Source organism: Leptospira congkakensis, assembly GCF_004770265.1.
Lineage (GTDB): Bacteria > Spirochaetota > Leptospiria > Leptospirales > Leptospiraceae > Leptospira_A > Leptospira_A congkakensis.
The window spans coordinates 13,028-26,283 of sequence record NZ_RQGQ01000004.1 but is presented as its reverse complement, the minus strand read 5'-3'; the positions used below and the strand labels follow the sequence as shown (position 1 = coordinate 26,283).

At 41.6% G+C, this 13,256-nt stretch carries 15 protein-coding genes; 3 read left to right on the top strand and 12 right to left on the bottom strand.

Going from position 1 to position 13,256, the window contains the following annotated elements; genetic code table 11:
• Nucleotides 1–35: 35 nt before the first annotated feature.
• The 9 genes from EHQ70_RS01090 to EHQ70_RS18560 form a co-directional block, all read right to left on the bottom strand.
• Nucleotides 36–881 (bottom strand): flagellin N-terminal helical domain-containing protein, encoded by an 846-nt coding sequence (locus EHQ70_RS01090; protein WP_135583140.1) that lies wholly within the window; start codon nt 879–881, stop codon nt 36–38.
• A 377-nt stretch (nt 882–1,258) separates the two neighbouring features.
• Nucleotides 1,259–2,086, bottom strand: coding sequence for an LIC_10740 family protein (locus EHQ70_RS01085; RefSeq protein ID WP_135583139.1), 828 nt, complete (start codon nt 2,084–2,086; stop codon nt 1,259–1,261).
• Entirely contained in the window at nt 2,061–3,056 is a 996-nt protein-coding gene (locus EHQ70_RS01080; RefSeq protein WP_135583138.1) for an N-acetylmuramoyl-L-alanine amidase family protein, read from the bottom strand. The genes EHQ70_RS01085 and EHQ70_RS01080 overlap by 26 nt, the downstream gene beginning before the upstream one ends.
• A gap of 80 nt (nt 3,057–3,136) precedes the next feature.
• On the bottom strand, nt 3,137–4,741 hold the full coding sequence (locus EHQ70_RS01075; protein WP_135583137.1) for a DEAD/DEAH box helicase: 1,605 nt from the start codon (nt 4,739–4,741) through the stop codon (nt 3,137–3,139).
• An 8-nt stretch (nt 4,742–4,749) separates the two neighbouring features.
• Nucleotides 4,750–5,598 carry a class I SAM-dependent methyltransferase gene (locus EHQ70_RS01070; RefSeq protein ID WP_135583136.1) on the bottom strand — a complete coding sequence of 283 codons (849 nt, stop codon included), beginning with the start codon at nt 5,596–5,598 and terminating at the stop codon, nt 4,750–4,752.
• Nucleotides 5,595–7,697 (bottom strand): tetratricopeptide repeat protein, encoded by a 2,103-nt coding sequence (locus EHQ70_RS01065; RefSeq protein WP_135583135.1) that lies wholly within the window; start codon nt 7,695–7,697, stop codon nt 5,595–5,597. Before EHQ70_RS01065 ends, EHQ70_RS01070 begins: the two co-directional genes overlap by 4 nt.
• 8 nt (nt 7,698–7,705) lie before the next feature.
• A complete protein-coding gene (nusB, locus tag EHQ70_RS01060) occupies nt 7,706–8,128 on the bottom strand; it encodes a transcription antitermination factor NusB (protein WP_135583134.1) in 423 nt (140 codons plus the stop codon).
• Entirely contained in the window at nt 8,125–8,592 is a 468-nt protein-coding gene (ribH, locus tag EHQ70_RS01055; RefSeq protein ID WP_135575361.1) for a 6,7-dimethyl-8-ribityllumazine synthase, read from the bottom strand. The genes nusB and ribH overlap by 4 nt, the downstream gene beginning before the upstream one ends.
• 23 nt (nt 8,593–8,615) lie before the next feature.
• The gene (locus EHQ70_RS18560; RefSeq protein ID WP_167481681.1) at nt 8,616–8,768 is read right to left on the bottom strand and encodes a hypothetical protein; all 153 of its coding nucleotides are present in this window, start codon (nt 8,766–8,768) and stop codon (nt 8,616–8,618) included.
• Nucleotides 8,769–8,873: 105 nt separating this feature from the next.
• Here EHQ70_RS18560 and EHQ70_RS01050 point away from each other — a divergent pair, with 105 nt between their 5' ends.
• On the top strand, nt 8,874–9,311 hold the full coding sequence (locus EHQ70_RS01050) for an SET domain-containing protein (protein WP_135583133.1): 438 nt from the start codon (nt 8,874–8,876) through the stop codon (nt 9,309–9,311).
• A 56-nt stretch (nt 9,312–9,367) separates the two neighbouring features.
• Here EHQ70_RS01050 and EHQ70_RS01045 read toward each other — a convergent pair whose 3' ends face one another.
• The 3 genes from EHQ70_RS01045 to EHQ70_RS01035 all read right to left on the bottom strand — a co-directional run bounded on the left by EHQ70_RS01045 (nt 9,368) and on the right by EHQ70_RS01035 (nt 11,983).
• The gene (locus tag EHQ70_RS01045; RefSeq protein WP_135583132.1) at nt 9,368–9,574 is read right to left on the bottom strand and encodes a hypothetical protein; all 207 of its coding nucleotides are present in this window, start codon (nt 9,572–9,574) and stop codon (nt 9,368–9,370) included.
• A 67-nt stretch (nt 9,575–9,641) separates the two neighbouring features.
• Nucleotides 9,642–11,228: a glycoside hydrolase family 57 protein gene (locus EHQ70_RS01040; protein WP_135583131.1), complete on the bottom strand. Its 1,587-nt coding sequence runs from the start codon at nt 11,226–11,228 to the stop codon at nt 9,642–9,644.
• Nucleotides 11,225–11,983, bottom strand: a complete 759-nt coding sequence (locus EHQ70_RS01035; RefSeq protein ID WP_135583130.1) for a hypothetical protein — start codon at nt 11,981–11,983, stop codon at nt 11,225–11,227. The genes EHQ70_RS01040 and EHQ70_RS01035 overlap by 4 nt, the downstream gene beginning before the upstream one ends.
• A gap of 103 nt (nt 11,984–12,086) precedes the next feature.
• On the opposite strand from EHQ70_RS01035, the gene hpf reads away from it, so the two are divergent.
• Both hpf and EHQ70_RS01025 read left to right on the top strand, forming a co-directional pair.
• A complete protein-coding gene (gene hpf, locus EHQ70_RS01030) occupies nt 12,087–12,374 on the top strand; it encodes a ribosome hibernation-promoting factor, HPF/YfiA family (protein WP_135583129.1) in 288 nt (95 codons plus the stop codon).
• 8 nt (nt 12,375–12,382) lie between these two features.
• Entirely contained in the window at nt 12,383–13,255 is an 873-nt protein-coding gene (locus EHQ70_RS01025) for a hypothetical protein (protein ID WP_135583128.1), read from the top strand.
• Nucleotide 13,256: the final 1 nt, after the last annotated feature.

The following is a 13,256-nucleotide window of genomic DNA, read 5'->3' as shown; positions in this document are numbered from 1 at the left end:
CTTCAGTTACACAAACCACTCACTTCGTTAGGCTATTAACGAAGGAGAGAAAGAACTCCTTGTGGACGAACATTCGCCTGAGCTAACATAGCAGTTCCAGATTGAACTAAAATCTGGTTCTTTGTGAAAGCCACAGTTTCTTCTGCCATATCCGCATCACGGATCCTAGACTCGGAAGCTTGGGTATTCTCATAAGCGTTCATGAGCCCTTTTGCAGCATGCTCAAGACGGTTAAAGTAAGCACCTAAGTTTGCTCTTTGTTTGCTAATGCGAGTTAACGCAGCATCCAAAGTTCCGATCGCATCGTTTGACTTGTCAGCTGTCGACAAAGACAAGAGATCTCCACTTTGACCTTTAAGATTAAGTGCACGTGCAGTCATTGTTGCAATGAACACTCTTTCTCTTTGGTGTTGGTTTGGTCCAATATGGAACCACATGGAAGTTGCTCTAGATCCACGAGCAAAATCACCTTGAAGCAAATTCATTTTATTGAATTCAGCTTGGGAAGCAATTCTGTCCACTTCGTCGATAAGTTGTGAAACTTCGACTTGGATCATTTGTCTGTCTTCGTCAGTGTAAATACCGTTAGACGACTGAATTGCAAGAGTTCGAATTCTTTGAATGATATCATTCGATTCTTGCAAAAAACCTTCCGTTGTTTGGATTAGGCTCATACCGTCTTCGGTATTTCTCTCTGCTTGTCTAAGACCATTCACCTGTGTTCTCATCTTTTCAGAAACGGCGAGTCCGGATGCATCATCACCTGCACGGTTGATTCGCATACCAGAGGATAGTTTCTCCATATTTTTGGAGACTTCCTCGTTTTGAAACTTGAGAACGCGATGTGAGTTGATCGCGGCTAAATTGTGGTTTATGATCATTGGTTTCCTCCTTGAAACTTGATCCGGCAAAAGAGAGAATCCCTTCTCTCTTTGGTTTTTGTGTCTGGCTTTCAGGCCCCTATGGTGCCTAAAATCTATATTTGTTCCCTTTGTACGTCGGTGATCGGATAGAAGAAATTAATCCGAAGATTTGGAGGTAATTTTGGAGTTTTTAGAGAGTTTTTGAGGTTTTTGGAGACTTTTTGCGAACTTTAGCGTTTTATTTTTTTTAAAAAAAAGTTCTAATTTCTCCAATACGATGATCGGCAAATCCCCATTTTCCATAAGCAAATTTTGGAAAATGGGAGAATTTATAGGGGTTCCCCTGATGCAAGCACCAGAGGAGAGAGAAAGTGGAGAAATTAAGTACCTAAAGATTAAGGGCGGGTAGCAAGAGGAGATAAAGAATCCCAGTGATAAACAGGATTCACTTCTCCAGAAAATTTATGTTCGATTGATTTTAGGTCTTTAAAGTTTTCAAAAAGACTTGCATTTAACGCACGTATTGTGGACTCCATGGCAAGAATCTTTCTTTTGTTCACAACCTCTTCCGATTCTTTTGGACCTGTATCCATTCCACCTGTGTAATACGTAATGGTGTCAACCGGGGCATTTGGATTTTCTTCTTCTGCATCCGCATCCTCGTCGGACTTAGTGCGAGGGAGTCTATATTTTTCCATCACATCTTGCAAAATTTGAACATTCCAATCGATCACAAGTTTAGATCCTTTTTCAACAAACCAGGTTTGTTTTAAGGCAAATCGAATGTCTAAAAGTTTTTTGGGAGAAAAAAGTTTCCCGTCTTTCGCCAATGCTTCCACAGAATCAAAGTAAGGTGGTGAACCAACTTCCCCTACCAGTTGGTAAATGAAGGCATCCGTTTCTTCCTGTTTCAAAACCTTTCTATGGATAGGAATTTGTTCCCCTTCTCCGTTGGAAATATAGATTACAATCGGTTCTCTGTGGTCCAAAGATGGATAAGAGTATAGTTGAAATGGAATTAACAACCGAAACGGATTTTGTTCGGCCAAAATAAAGAAACTGAAAAAAATGAGAAGGGAAAACCAAGAAGCAAACAAAAATATAAAATCACGTGTGAGTTTGGTTTCTCCCGTTCCAATTTTGTAAAATCGAATGATGAGTATTTTGACGATTTCGCTGAGCTTACGAAGTTGTTCTTTAATCTTTTGAAGATGCGTATTCATGAATTCCTTTGATGACACTGCGTGCAATTTTCTTTTGGTAGGTTTTATCCCGCAGTTTCTTACTTTCCTCAGGGTTTGTCAGATACCCCATTTCCACAAGTACCGCAGGCATAAGGCTTCCTCGCAAGACGGAAAAATCTGCCTTTTTCACTCCGCGGGAAGGAATGTCAGGGCTTAAACCTTTTTCATACTGTTCCGCCACAGCCGTAGCCAATTTCTTCGATCGCCTTTGGGTGACACTAGACAACATTTGGGATTGGATCTGGGAGACAACCGGGTTCTTGTGTTTTCCCACATACCGATTCTCTAAAAGGGCTGTTTCACGAGCGGCTTCTGTACTTGGACTTTGAGAAAGATAATACACTTCAAAACCAGCTGCCTTATCCGACAGAGAAGCATTACAATGGAAACTGAGGAAAACCACATCCCTTGTATCATTCAACATTTGGTTTGCGAGTTTCGACCGGTCTTCTAGTTCTACAAAACTATCGGTTTTACGAATCATCTGCACACGAATTTCCGGATAGTATTTTCGTAAGTACAAATAAGTATAACGAGCCACACCAAGACTCACATCCTTTTCAAAATGCCCGCTAGGATCAGAAGTTCCTGGATCTTTTCCTCCGTGGCCGGCATCAATCACAATGGCCTTTACGTTTAGATTTCGTTTCGGCACTGGTTCCTTGGGGATTAGAACCCAAAGTTCTGTTTCTTTAAACTGGTAACGAACATCATACGAGATGAGGTTGAGTAAAATAGCTTCCACAAGATCCAAAGGAAGGTATACATCCTCATCCTTTTTTAAAATAGCTTTTGGGATTTTGTAAATTTTTCCATCCAGTGTATAAAAACTGGATCCAAGTCGAAATTGCAGATTCCCTTGGGGGGTGTAAACCGATCCGACCCTTGTGAATTTTTTGAGTTTGGTAGAAAGTTCAGGCATTATCGATTTTAAATCCGAAAATGCCACGTAGTTTCCTTTCCCGTAGAGCGGAAGTTTGGCGACCTCAGCAACTACGAGACTCGGAAAAAAACAAAAACAAAAGAGAACTAATCTTTTTTGAAGATAGAAAGAATTCGCTGCCAAATCGATTGTTTCTGTTTTTTAGATTTTTTCACTTCGTTGATATCGAAGAGATTCCGTCTTGGATCATTCTTTTGATAATGTTTCCCAGATTGGTTTTTCTTATGTTGTCCTTTGCCTTTTCCGTCTTTGGAATGCCCACCATGTTTCATTTCATGGTGGGTCATTTTCGCCGGGTGTTTGTGGTCACCTTCCCCATCATGATGGTGCGGGTGAGACATCTTCGCTGGCGGATGGTGTTTTTCCCCTTTCCCTTTTCCACGACGGTCTCCGGAACGATCGTTACGATTTCCCGATCGATGATCTCCACCTCGGTGGTGGTCTCCCTGTTTCGGTTTTCCACCACGACCTCCTCGGTCTCCCCTCTCTCTGTCTTGGTATTTCTTTTCACCAGGGATAGCTTCATCAGCAAATACAGGAGTGAACTCACCCTTAGGAAATTCCAAATACTCTTCGCGAATTTCTGCAATCGGGATTTTAGAATTTAAATATTTTTCAATTCGTTCGAGTTCTGTATAATCAGTTTCCGAACAAAGACCAATGGATTGGCCTTTTCTTCCTGCTCGTGCGGTTCGTCCAATTCTATGTACATAGTTTTCTGCATCTTGGGGTAGATCATAATTATAAACCACATCGATATTTTCGATATCGATCCCACGAGAGGCAACATCGGTAGCGATAAGATACTTATACTTTCCTTCTTTAAAATCTCTGAGAAGACGAATTCGTTTTTTTTGGTCGAGTTCGGAAGAAAGTCCAGTGGCTGTGATTCCAAACTTACGAAGTGTGGATACAATTTTTGGAATATTCATTTTGTAGTTCGTAAAAATGATTCCAAGGCCTTCAATCTCATTGTGTAACAACGAATTTACGAGGTATGGAAGTTTTTCTTCCCGACCTAAATGGAGTAAAGACTGGTCGATCCTTTCCGTAATGACTTTTTCCGGATTGATATGAACTTCAATCGGATCATTCAAATACTTACTCGCAAGACGCACCACTTCGTAACTGAGAGTAGCACTAAAAAGAAGAGATTGTTTTCTGTTTTTACATTTGTGGAAGATGTATTTGAGATCTTGGACAAATCCCATATCGAACATTCTGTCCGCTTCATCTAAGATCACCACTTTGATGTTTTCCAAAGAGAGACCGTGGTTTTTGACAAAGTCGATAAGGCGTCCAGGTGTTGCCACAATGAGACAAGCCTTGTTGCCAAGCGCCTGTTCTTGGGATTTATAGTCGGTTCCACCGATGATGGTAGCCACGCCAAAGTCCGTGAACTCTAAAAGTTTTTTGGCTTCTTCTGCAATTTGTATGGTAAGTTCTCGTGTAGGGGCAAGGACAAGAGCATAAGGTAATGCCTCTTCCTCGTCAGCTGACAAAAGTCTGTGGAGAGTCGGAAGGAGGAAAGCCATAGTCTTTCCAGTTCCGGTTTGAGCAAGACCAGTGAGATCGTTTCCTTCCATGGCGAAAGGAATGGACTTGGCTTGGATGGGTGTGAGTTCTGTGTAGCCGATTTTATCAAGGGCTTTCGTTAGAGACTCATGAAAGGGTAATTCGTTAAATTTCATAATGGATTTCAGTGTTTTAATTTTCTGGCGATTAGTTCGATGGTATCACCGTAGGCAAATTGGTTTGCATACAGTCGATACAGCCATTCAGGGAGTTTGCCACGAGGCCCCAAGTCCCGGTAGGAGTGATACGACATAGGTCTAACATAGTTCAGTCCAAAGCCAAGGATTGACAAGAGTTTTTTCAGGGAGTGAACGGAGTAGTCGAAAAAGTGGTCAGAGGGATGGGTGGAGAACCATTCCTTTGGATTTGTTTGGAAACTCGGGCCAAAACTAGAAGGAACTGCCAAATAAAGGTACCCACCTGGTCGGATCCAAGTCGCAAGCCGTTTCCAAATCCCTTCGATATCATCAATATGTTCGATCACAAAAAAGGCAGAGACCAGATCAAACTCATCCTTCCACTCACCTTCTCCCACAGACAAAACTGAAGTTTTTTCTACATCAAGTCCAAGTGTGGATTTAGCATACTCTACTTCTTTGGGAGAAAGTTCGAGGCCTTTCGTTTGGTAACCGGCAATCCTTGCTTCATCCAAAAAAAATCCTGCCGCCGATCCAATTTCCAAAAGTGATTTTTTAGAAGAGGAATTTGACTTGGAAGTAAAAGTGGAATTTCCTACCTCTCTCTGGCCTTCTGCCATTTTTTTTAAAATCGATAACCGACGTTTGGCCATAACTCGAAGGTTTGGTTCGTCTTCGTAGTAGGATTTTTTGTATTGGGATTTGTATTCTTCCATAAAGTAACTATCCCCATACTCTCTATGTTTTGCGGGAAGATACCGAAGAACGCCGGTAAGTCGACATTCTTCATAAAAGTTCGGATATTCTTTATGAGGGAAAAATTCAAATAAACTCAAAAATACGTTCTCTTTTTGGATTCGAGAGATTTTTCATACTGAGCTCTCGCTGCCCTTTTGTTTTCATAGGCTTCCGTTAGGCTTGGGTTGAGATCTATTGCTGTTTGAAAGCTGGAAAGTGCCCGTTTAAATTCCCCATTTTTAAAATAACAAACTCCCAAATAATTATGAGCCTTCGAGGAAATGGTAGGTGTGACATCCGAACGAGTGATCACGGTTAGTTCCTCAATGGCTTTTTCCCTATCCACAAGGGAACCGGAATCAATCAGAATTTTAGAAAGGACAAGCCTAGATTCCATATCTTCTGGATCGATATGAGTGGCACGAAATGCTTCTTCTTTGGCTTTTTTCGAAAGTCCAGAGTTCCCACTACTTGCGTAACTAAGTGCTAGTTTTCGATGAGCGAGTTTGATTTCTTTTGGATCCTTAGAGTTCTCCAAAACATAAACTAACACCTTTTCGGCGGCCGGATAATTTTTGGTTTGGATGTAAACATCGGCAAGTTTGAGTCTTGCTTCATACAGTTCTGGTTTCCAAGCAATGGCCTCTTCGTATTCGGCTATGGCTTCCGAATAAAAACGGTTTTCCAAATAATAATCGGCAATGGCGAGCCTTGACTGTGCATGGTTTGGATCCAGGGCTTGCGATTTACGAAGGGACTCAATGGCCATGGTAGGTTTTCCCGCATGCAAATAGGCAAGTCCTAAATTGTAATAGGCTGATTGGTTTTTCGGATTTAAGGAAAGGGCCCCTTCAAAAGCAGTGATACTTTCCGAATACCGCTCCATCTCATCCAAAATGATTCCAAGATTTACATAAGCAGTTTCTGAATACGTATCCCCTGGAGTGAGACGAATGATCCGGCGAAACAAACTTTCTGCTTCGACAAGTTCCCCTTTTTTATAATAGAGTTCCGACAAAGCAAAAAGGGAATCCACATCACTGGGTTTCAGTAACAAAGCTTTTTTTAAGGCCGTGATGGCCATATTGGTTTGGCCCATCGATAGGAATGCGTCCGCAATATAACGATATACTTCTGGTTCGTTGGCATTGGAATCGAGAGCTTTTTGGAAGTATTTGGCCGCCTCTTCTGGGACTTTCTTTTTTAAATACACCAAACCTAGGTTATAGTAGGACTTGGCATCGTTTGTTTTCAAACGAATCACTTCGCGGAAATAAAACTCTGCCCGGTCATAATCTTCTCTTTGGTAAAAGATAGTTCCCAGGTGGCCATAAGAAAGAACAGCTGTTTGGGAATTTGGAGCCGTTTGTATTACCTTCTGGAATTCAGAAATGGCTTCTGCGATATTTCCTTGTTTCAAATAACTAATGGCTAAGTTGTAAGTCAGAGTGACATCTGTGGGGGCAAGAGACTGTCCTTCTTTATATGCTTCGATGGCACTGGCCGGATCCCCAATCTCTTGGAATAAATTTCCTTGTAATAAAGAAACTCGGTAATCATTCGGAGCAATTTCTTTGGCTCTTTCAGCGGCTCGCCTCGCCTCTTCAAATTTTCCTGCATGTTTGAAAGCGAGTGATAAATTGTAATAAGCAAAATAGTTTTTGGAATCGTATTGGATGGCTTTTTCCAATCGTTCGATGGAATTGATATAACGACCAGCCTCATCATACATCACACCAAGCACGGTAAGTGCGATGGACTTATCTTCGTCACTGCCAGGGGAATTTAAAAATTCTTCACAAACAGTCCTCACTCGGTTCACATAACGGTTGTGATAGGCATTTAAACAGGCTGCGAGTTTCGGGTTTACGGAATCATCAGGAAGATACGGTTTATCAACAAGAAGGTTTAGTGCCTTTTTATCTGAGGGAAGGTTCTTTAAGGCTTTTGCGATCTCTTCTGGGTTTTGTTTTTTTTGTAAATACCACCAGTATCCGGCGGTTAAAAATCCAAGGACGAGAAGAACAAGAAATGTCCAAAATAGAAAAGAGAGGACGGGACGGCGTGCCGTTGTTTCTGATTCGTAAGTTGTTTCTTTTTCTCGACCCAGGTTCCGTAAGTATGGATCTTCCTGGTAATAACTTGGCTGAGAGGACTGCTCCTCAATGCGAAACCGGTTTTTTTGGATGGGATCCATTTTTTATCTTACTCAGGTTTTTTCGCGACGATCTCCTTCTTGTAGAAGGCATCAAGTAGTCCGTTGATGAACTGTGCCGATTCGTCCGTTTCAAATTCTTTTGTGAGTTCTACTGCCTCATTGATGACAACGGGGGCCGCAAGGAAAGGTTCCTTTTGCAAACTCAAAATCGATAAACGTAAAATACAGCGGTTGACCACGGAAATACGCGAAAGTTCCCAATTCTCCGAATACTTCTTGATTAGAGTATCGATGCTTTTTCGATTTTCGACCACTCCTTTCACAAGAAAGACAGCATAATCCTTTTCTTCACGAGTGATTTTTTTGTCATACCAATCGAATTTCATCGCGCGGTCGGGATCGGTTCCGACGAGGTCAATTTGGTAAAGGCACATTAGGGCGAGACTTCGCCCGCGGTGTCTAGAACTCATCCGATCTCTTTGAAAAGATTTGCCATTTCAATGGCTGTGGTGGCTGCTTCGTATCCTTTGTTACCCGCTTTGGTGCCGGCTCTTTCAATGGCTTGTTCGATTGATTCAGTCGTAATGACACCAAAAATCACAGGAACAGATCCATCTGCAACGGATCCTACTTTGGCGGCTTCCCCAGAAACCAAATCATAATGCGAAGTGGCCCCGCGGATCACTGCCCCAAGGCAAACGATGGCAGAGAATTGGTATTTTTTGGACCCAAGGACACGTTTTACGGTTTGAGGGAGTTCAAAGGCACCGGGAACATAGATCACAGTGACATCACTATCACTAATCCCATGTTGTCTGTATGCATCTTTTGCCCCTTTGAGTAGAGACTCAGTGATGAATTCGTTGAACTTTGAAACGATGACACAGTGTTTTTGTCCGTTTCCGATGCGGGTGCCTTCCAGTGTAGCTGTCATGTATCCAAAATCCTAGGCGGGGGTTATTTCGCAAGACGAATGACAAGGGTAATCTTTCCGTCTGGATTTTCTACCACTTCAAACCCATCTTTTTCGAGTGCTTTTTTGGCTCGGTAGATCGCCAGATTCACAACATTGGTTTTCTCATCGCGCAGCTTTTCTGGTTCCCGGTTCATAGCTCCCCTCTCACCTTTAAAGTTCGGAGTGCACACTATCCAATCTTAAATACCAATAGCTTTACAAGGTAGAATTGTTTTCCTCTTATGTCATATAGGAAGAAAATGAAGAAAAAGAAATCTATAAAGAAGGCCAAAAAAAGGAAACCTGTAGTATATACTGAAGGTGACTTTATCGTAAAACCTTCCTCTGTTCCCAATATCGGAATGGGACTATTCACCAAACAAACATTATACAAGGGAGATACCGTTGGTTATTACATGGGTAAAATCATTACCGATGAACAAGCGGAATCGAACAAATACGTAGACTCAAAATACTTACTTTGGATCTGTAAAGACTGGTGGATCTATGGGGAAGGACGTGAGTCGAATTACACTCGTTACATTAACCACTCGTCAAAACCTAATGCAGAACTTGTTACTTCTGTCAGATGGAAAACAGCTAGGTTTAAAGTATTAAAAACAATCCCAGAAGGAACGGAAATTTTCTTTGATTATGGAAATGACTATTGGGACAACGTGGACTTCAAACCGAAGTAAACGGAAACTTGTGGCCAGATGGATTTGGCCGAGAGGACAATTTGTATAACGGTCTCTTAGAGAAGACCGTTATTTCCAAAAGAAGTTTTAGTAGAGGTTTTTCCAATATCAGAAGCTTCCAATGCTTCCGTATACCGAATGACAGAGTCATCCATACGAAAAACTCCCTCTGTAGTTTCTTTGTGCATCAATCGACAAACTAGGAAATTGGCAGCAAAGAATAGAAGTGTAAGAACCAAGGGAAAACGATACGAATTCGACATAAAACCCTCCGACTTAAGATAAGCCTCTAACCGGCCCCTCTCCCGGCAAGAAATTTTTAGACAAATTCTAATAGAAATCTTCTATCCGGATATCAGGGAACGCATTGTTCTCTGATTCGGCTGCCAAAAGGACGGCCTCATCCAGTTTGCCCGAAAGCATTTCCTCCAAAGCTAAAAAGAGATTGGTGTGCACATTGGTACGACGAACCGCATAGTCCACCATAGTTCCCGTTTTCATAATAAAGGCCCAGTCACTACTCTGCAAAAGAAGGAGTTCCCTTCCCATTTGTTTCAAAATTCGTTTTTGTAAATCTGTTCCTGATTTAAACTCATGGGCCTTCTTATGCATCCGGATGCTAAGACCATGGATGAGAGGATAAATCCAATCGTTCGTTGGATTTAACCAAACCTCTCCATATCCATTTTCTCCCCAACTAGACATTTTCATTTCCACCGATTGTATCCGAGGGAGGGCTCTCGCTGCTTCTAAGGGATGGGAAAGTTTGATTGTGTTTTGGTTGAAATGAATTTTTTTAAATAGGAATTCAATAAACTGTGGACCTTCATACCACCAGTGACCGTACAACTCCGCATCATAAGGAGAAACAATGACCGCCTGTTGTTTGTTAGCCTCAAATAACACTTCCGCTTGGTGGATCCGGTTTCTTAAAAAATCTTCCGCATGGTTACCGGCCGCTTCCATCGCCCAGTCCGGATGGTAATACCCTTTGTCGGAAGTTTTGCCCGTGATTCGAAAGTATTTGATACCGGTATTGATCCTAACTCCATTGGAATCTAAATAAGGAGAAATTTCTTCCCAAGGGAGATCATGTCCAATGTCTCTATAGTATTCCCTGTACCGGAAGTCTCCTGGATACCCATCAATGGAACTCCAAACTTGTTTGCTACTTTCTGGATCTCGACCAAAAGCAAACACTCCATACCCCACTTCCACAGGAGCATAGACTCCAAACTTTGGTCTTGGACTCGCATGTGTGATTCCATGAGTGTCCACAAAGAAATACCGAAATCCTTCCCGGTCGAGTTCCTCTTCCAATTTTTGTGTGTATCCACATTCCGATAACCAAATTCCTTTCGGGTCCCTTCCCCAAATGCGTCGGAAAGTCCTTCTTCCATTTTTCAATTGGGAACGAAAGATAGAAGGTTCGGAATCATAAAAAGGAAGGAAGGCATGGGTCGCAGGACTTGTCATGATTTCCAATTCCCCTGACTCCACAAAAGGCAAAAAACTTTTGGTTAAATCTCCCTTCGTTTCTTCAAAGATAGATTCCGTATCTAAAAAATGTTCTAAGTATCTTGAGGCAAGGTAATGGAGATGAGGGTCTTTTGCATTTCGTTTGGTTTCTTCTCCTGCAAGAGTGATCAGGTTTTTTATGTATTTGCGAAATCCATTTTGTAAATAGGGATCCGTCAACATAAGGGAGAGTGTGGGAGTGAAAGACATGGTGATCCGAAAGGGAACGGATTCTTTTTTTAGATTCCGAAACACTCGGATGAGAGGGATATAGGTTTCAAGAATGGCTTCGTTTAACCAGTTTTCTTCAATAAAAGGAGTGTCATACCCTGGATGTCTAACGAATGGTAGGTGGGCATGTAATACAAAAACCAAATGCCCTTTTAAAAAATGATTCATTCCGAAAGTCCTTTGCCTGATCCCGAGCCATTGGCAAAACCTGAATGTGGCTGGTTTTGGCCTGGATTCCTTTCTATTTGTTCTTTGGTGCGAGGGTTCACATAGAACTCAGACGCGTCTCCGTTTTTCACATAGTATTCATCACTTCCGACAGACTTTGCCACAAGTCCTTGACTAATCCATTGGGGGTGGATCCATTCCTTATCCAAACGAAAGGATTCGGTTCCACCAGGAAGATCCTTACCTGAAGAGTGGAGAGTCGAAACTTCTTTTTTTTCGGATGAAACAAGGATAGAAGTTTGGATCTCCCTTACGGGAAACATAAACTTTAAATAATAAGATTCGGTAAAAGGAGCGAGATCATAAATTTCTGTTCTTTCGCTTCCAAAGATATTTTTATATTCTACCTTCAATCGAAATCGTAATCCATCGGTAGAAGGAGAATCCAAATTGATGAGAAGATTCTTCAAGGTTGTTTCCGAAAACTTCCAAAAAACAAATGCTTCTTTCGGTGTTCGCACAAGGACTCGAATGAGATCCTCGGCGGGAAATTCAGGGTGTTTGGTAAACTTGGAATCGTTGTAAATGGATTTTAGCGGTGGTTCTTGCGAAGAAATTTCCTTTTGTTTTGCTGTTTTTTTGGCAACTTTCTTCGCAGCAGTTTTTACTGACTTCTCATTGGCAGTGGCAACTGTGGTTTTCTTTTTTGGGGCAGATTTTTTCTTTGCACCAACTTTTTTTTCTTCATCTGCCATCCTCCAAGCTTAAAGACGAGAAACACTCACCTTCAATTCTTTTTTATTTGACGTTTGCTTTTTTTCCAAAATAGAATAGAACCATACCAAATTGGGACAAACTATGAAAATCAATTATACCTGGAAACATTTAGACCGCTCCGAAGCGGCTGAAAAATACGCGGACGAAAAATTAGAACGAGTATCAAAATACGTTCAAAAAATCGTATCCTGTGAAGTATCATTTGAAGCCATTCATGGAGAAATCCATTCTAACATGAAGTTACTCGCTGATGGTAACAATTTCAATGCTCACAACCAAGACAAAGATGTATATGTTTGTATCGATGGATTAGAAGATAAAATCCTATCCCAAACAAGCAAACACCACGATAAAAAAAGCCAACACTAATCTCTAATATGATTCAGAAGTCGGAAGAAGCACTCACCTATCTTTCTAATGGTGAGTTTGAAACTGCAAAATCACTTTATTCCGTACTTCTGGACAGAGATCCACTTGATCTTGCCTCCATCAGCGGATTTTATATCGCCAGTTTTTGGGATCATAGACTTGATCTAATTCTAAAAACAAGGGAAGGAAAAGATAGAGGCAAACTCCTCCTTTCTCTCTTTGCTGATTTTGAATCCGAAATTCGAAAACGTGGGTATCATAACACCGATAGTTTTTTTGCCACTCAAGACTGCATTCTAAAAGAAGCACGAGACCACCTAAAACTCGCTTACCAATGGGAAGGAGCCAATGCCCTCGATAAAGATTTGTTACGTGATCTTGCGGCTTGTCTTATCAAAATCAAAGATTATGGAATGGCTTTGGAAGTTTTACTTTACGGGGGAAACAAACAATCTCCCGTCCTACTCTACTTTTTAGCGGAAACACAAGTGATGACAGGAAATGAAAGAGAAGGAATCGAAACCTATCGAAATGCCTTTTTAAATGACCCGCAACTTTTTCCTCATACTATCGTTCGGTGGCCGCCCCTTCTCACCCTCATCCAAAAGGCAAGTGAGATCACGACAAAGGAAGAAGAGATGAAAGAACTTGTTCCCGTCCTTGCTTGGCGAGAAGGAATTTTTAATCCCCCTATCAAAAAAGACGAATCCACCATCCAAATTTGGTTTTCGGAACTGAAGAGACTGGCTGATAGTAAAGAAAGAAGTGGTGGGTCGTTTCGTCTGGAAGCTAGGATCGAACAGTTTGCACTGGCCATTTTGCATTCGGCTGACGACATCCGTTCTCGGGATGCCGTCCAATTTGCCAAAGGATTTGTTTAGA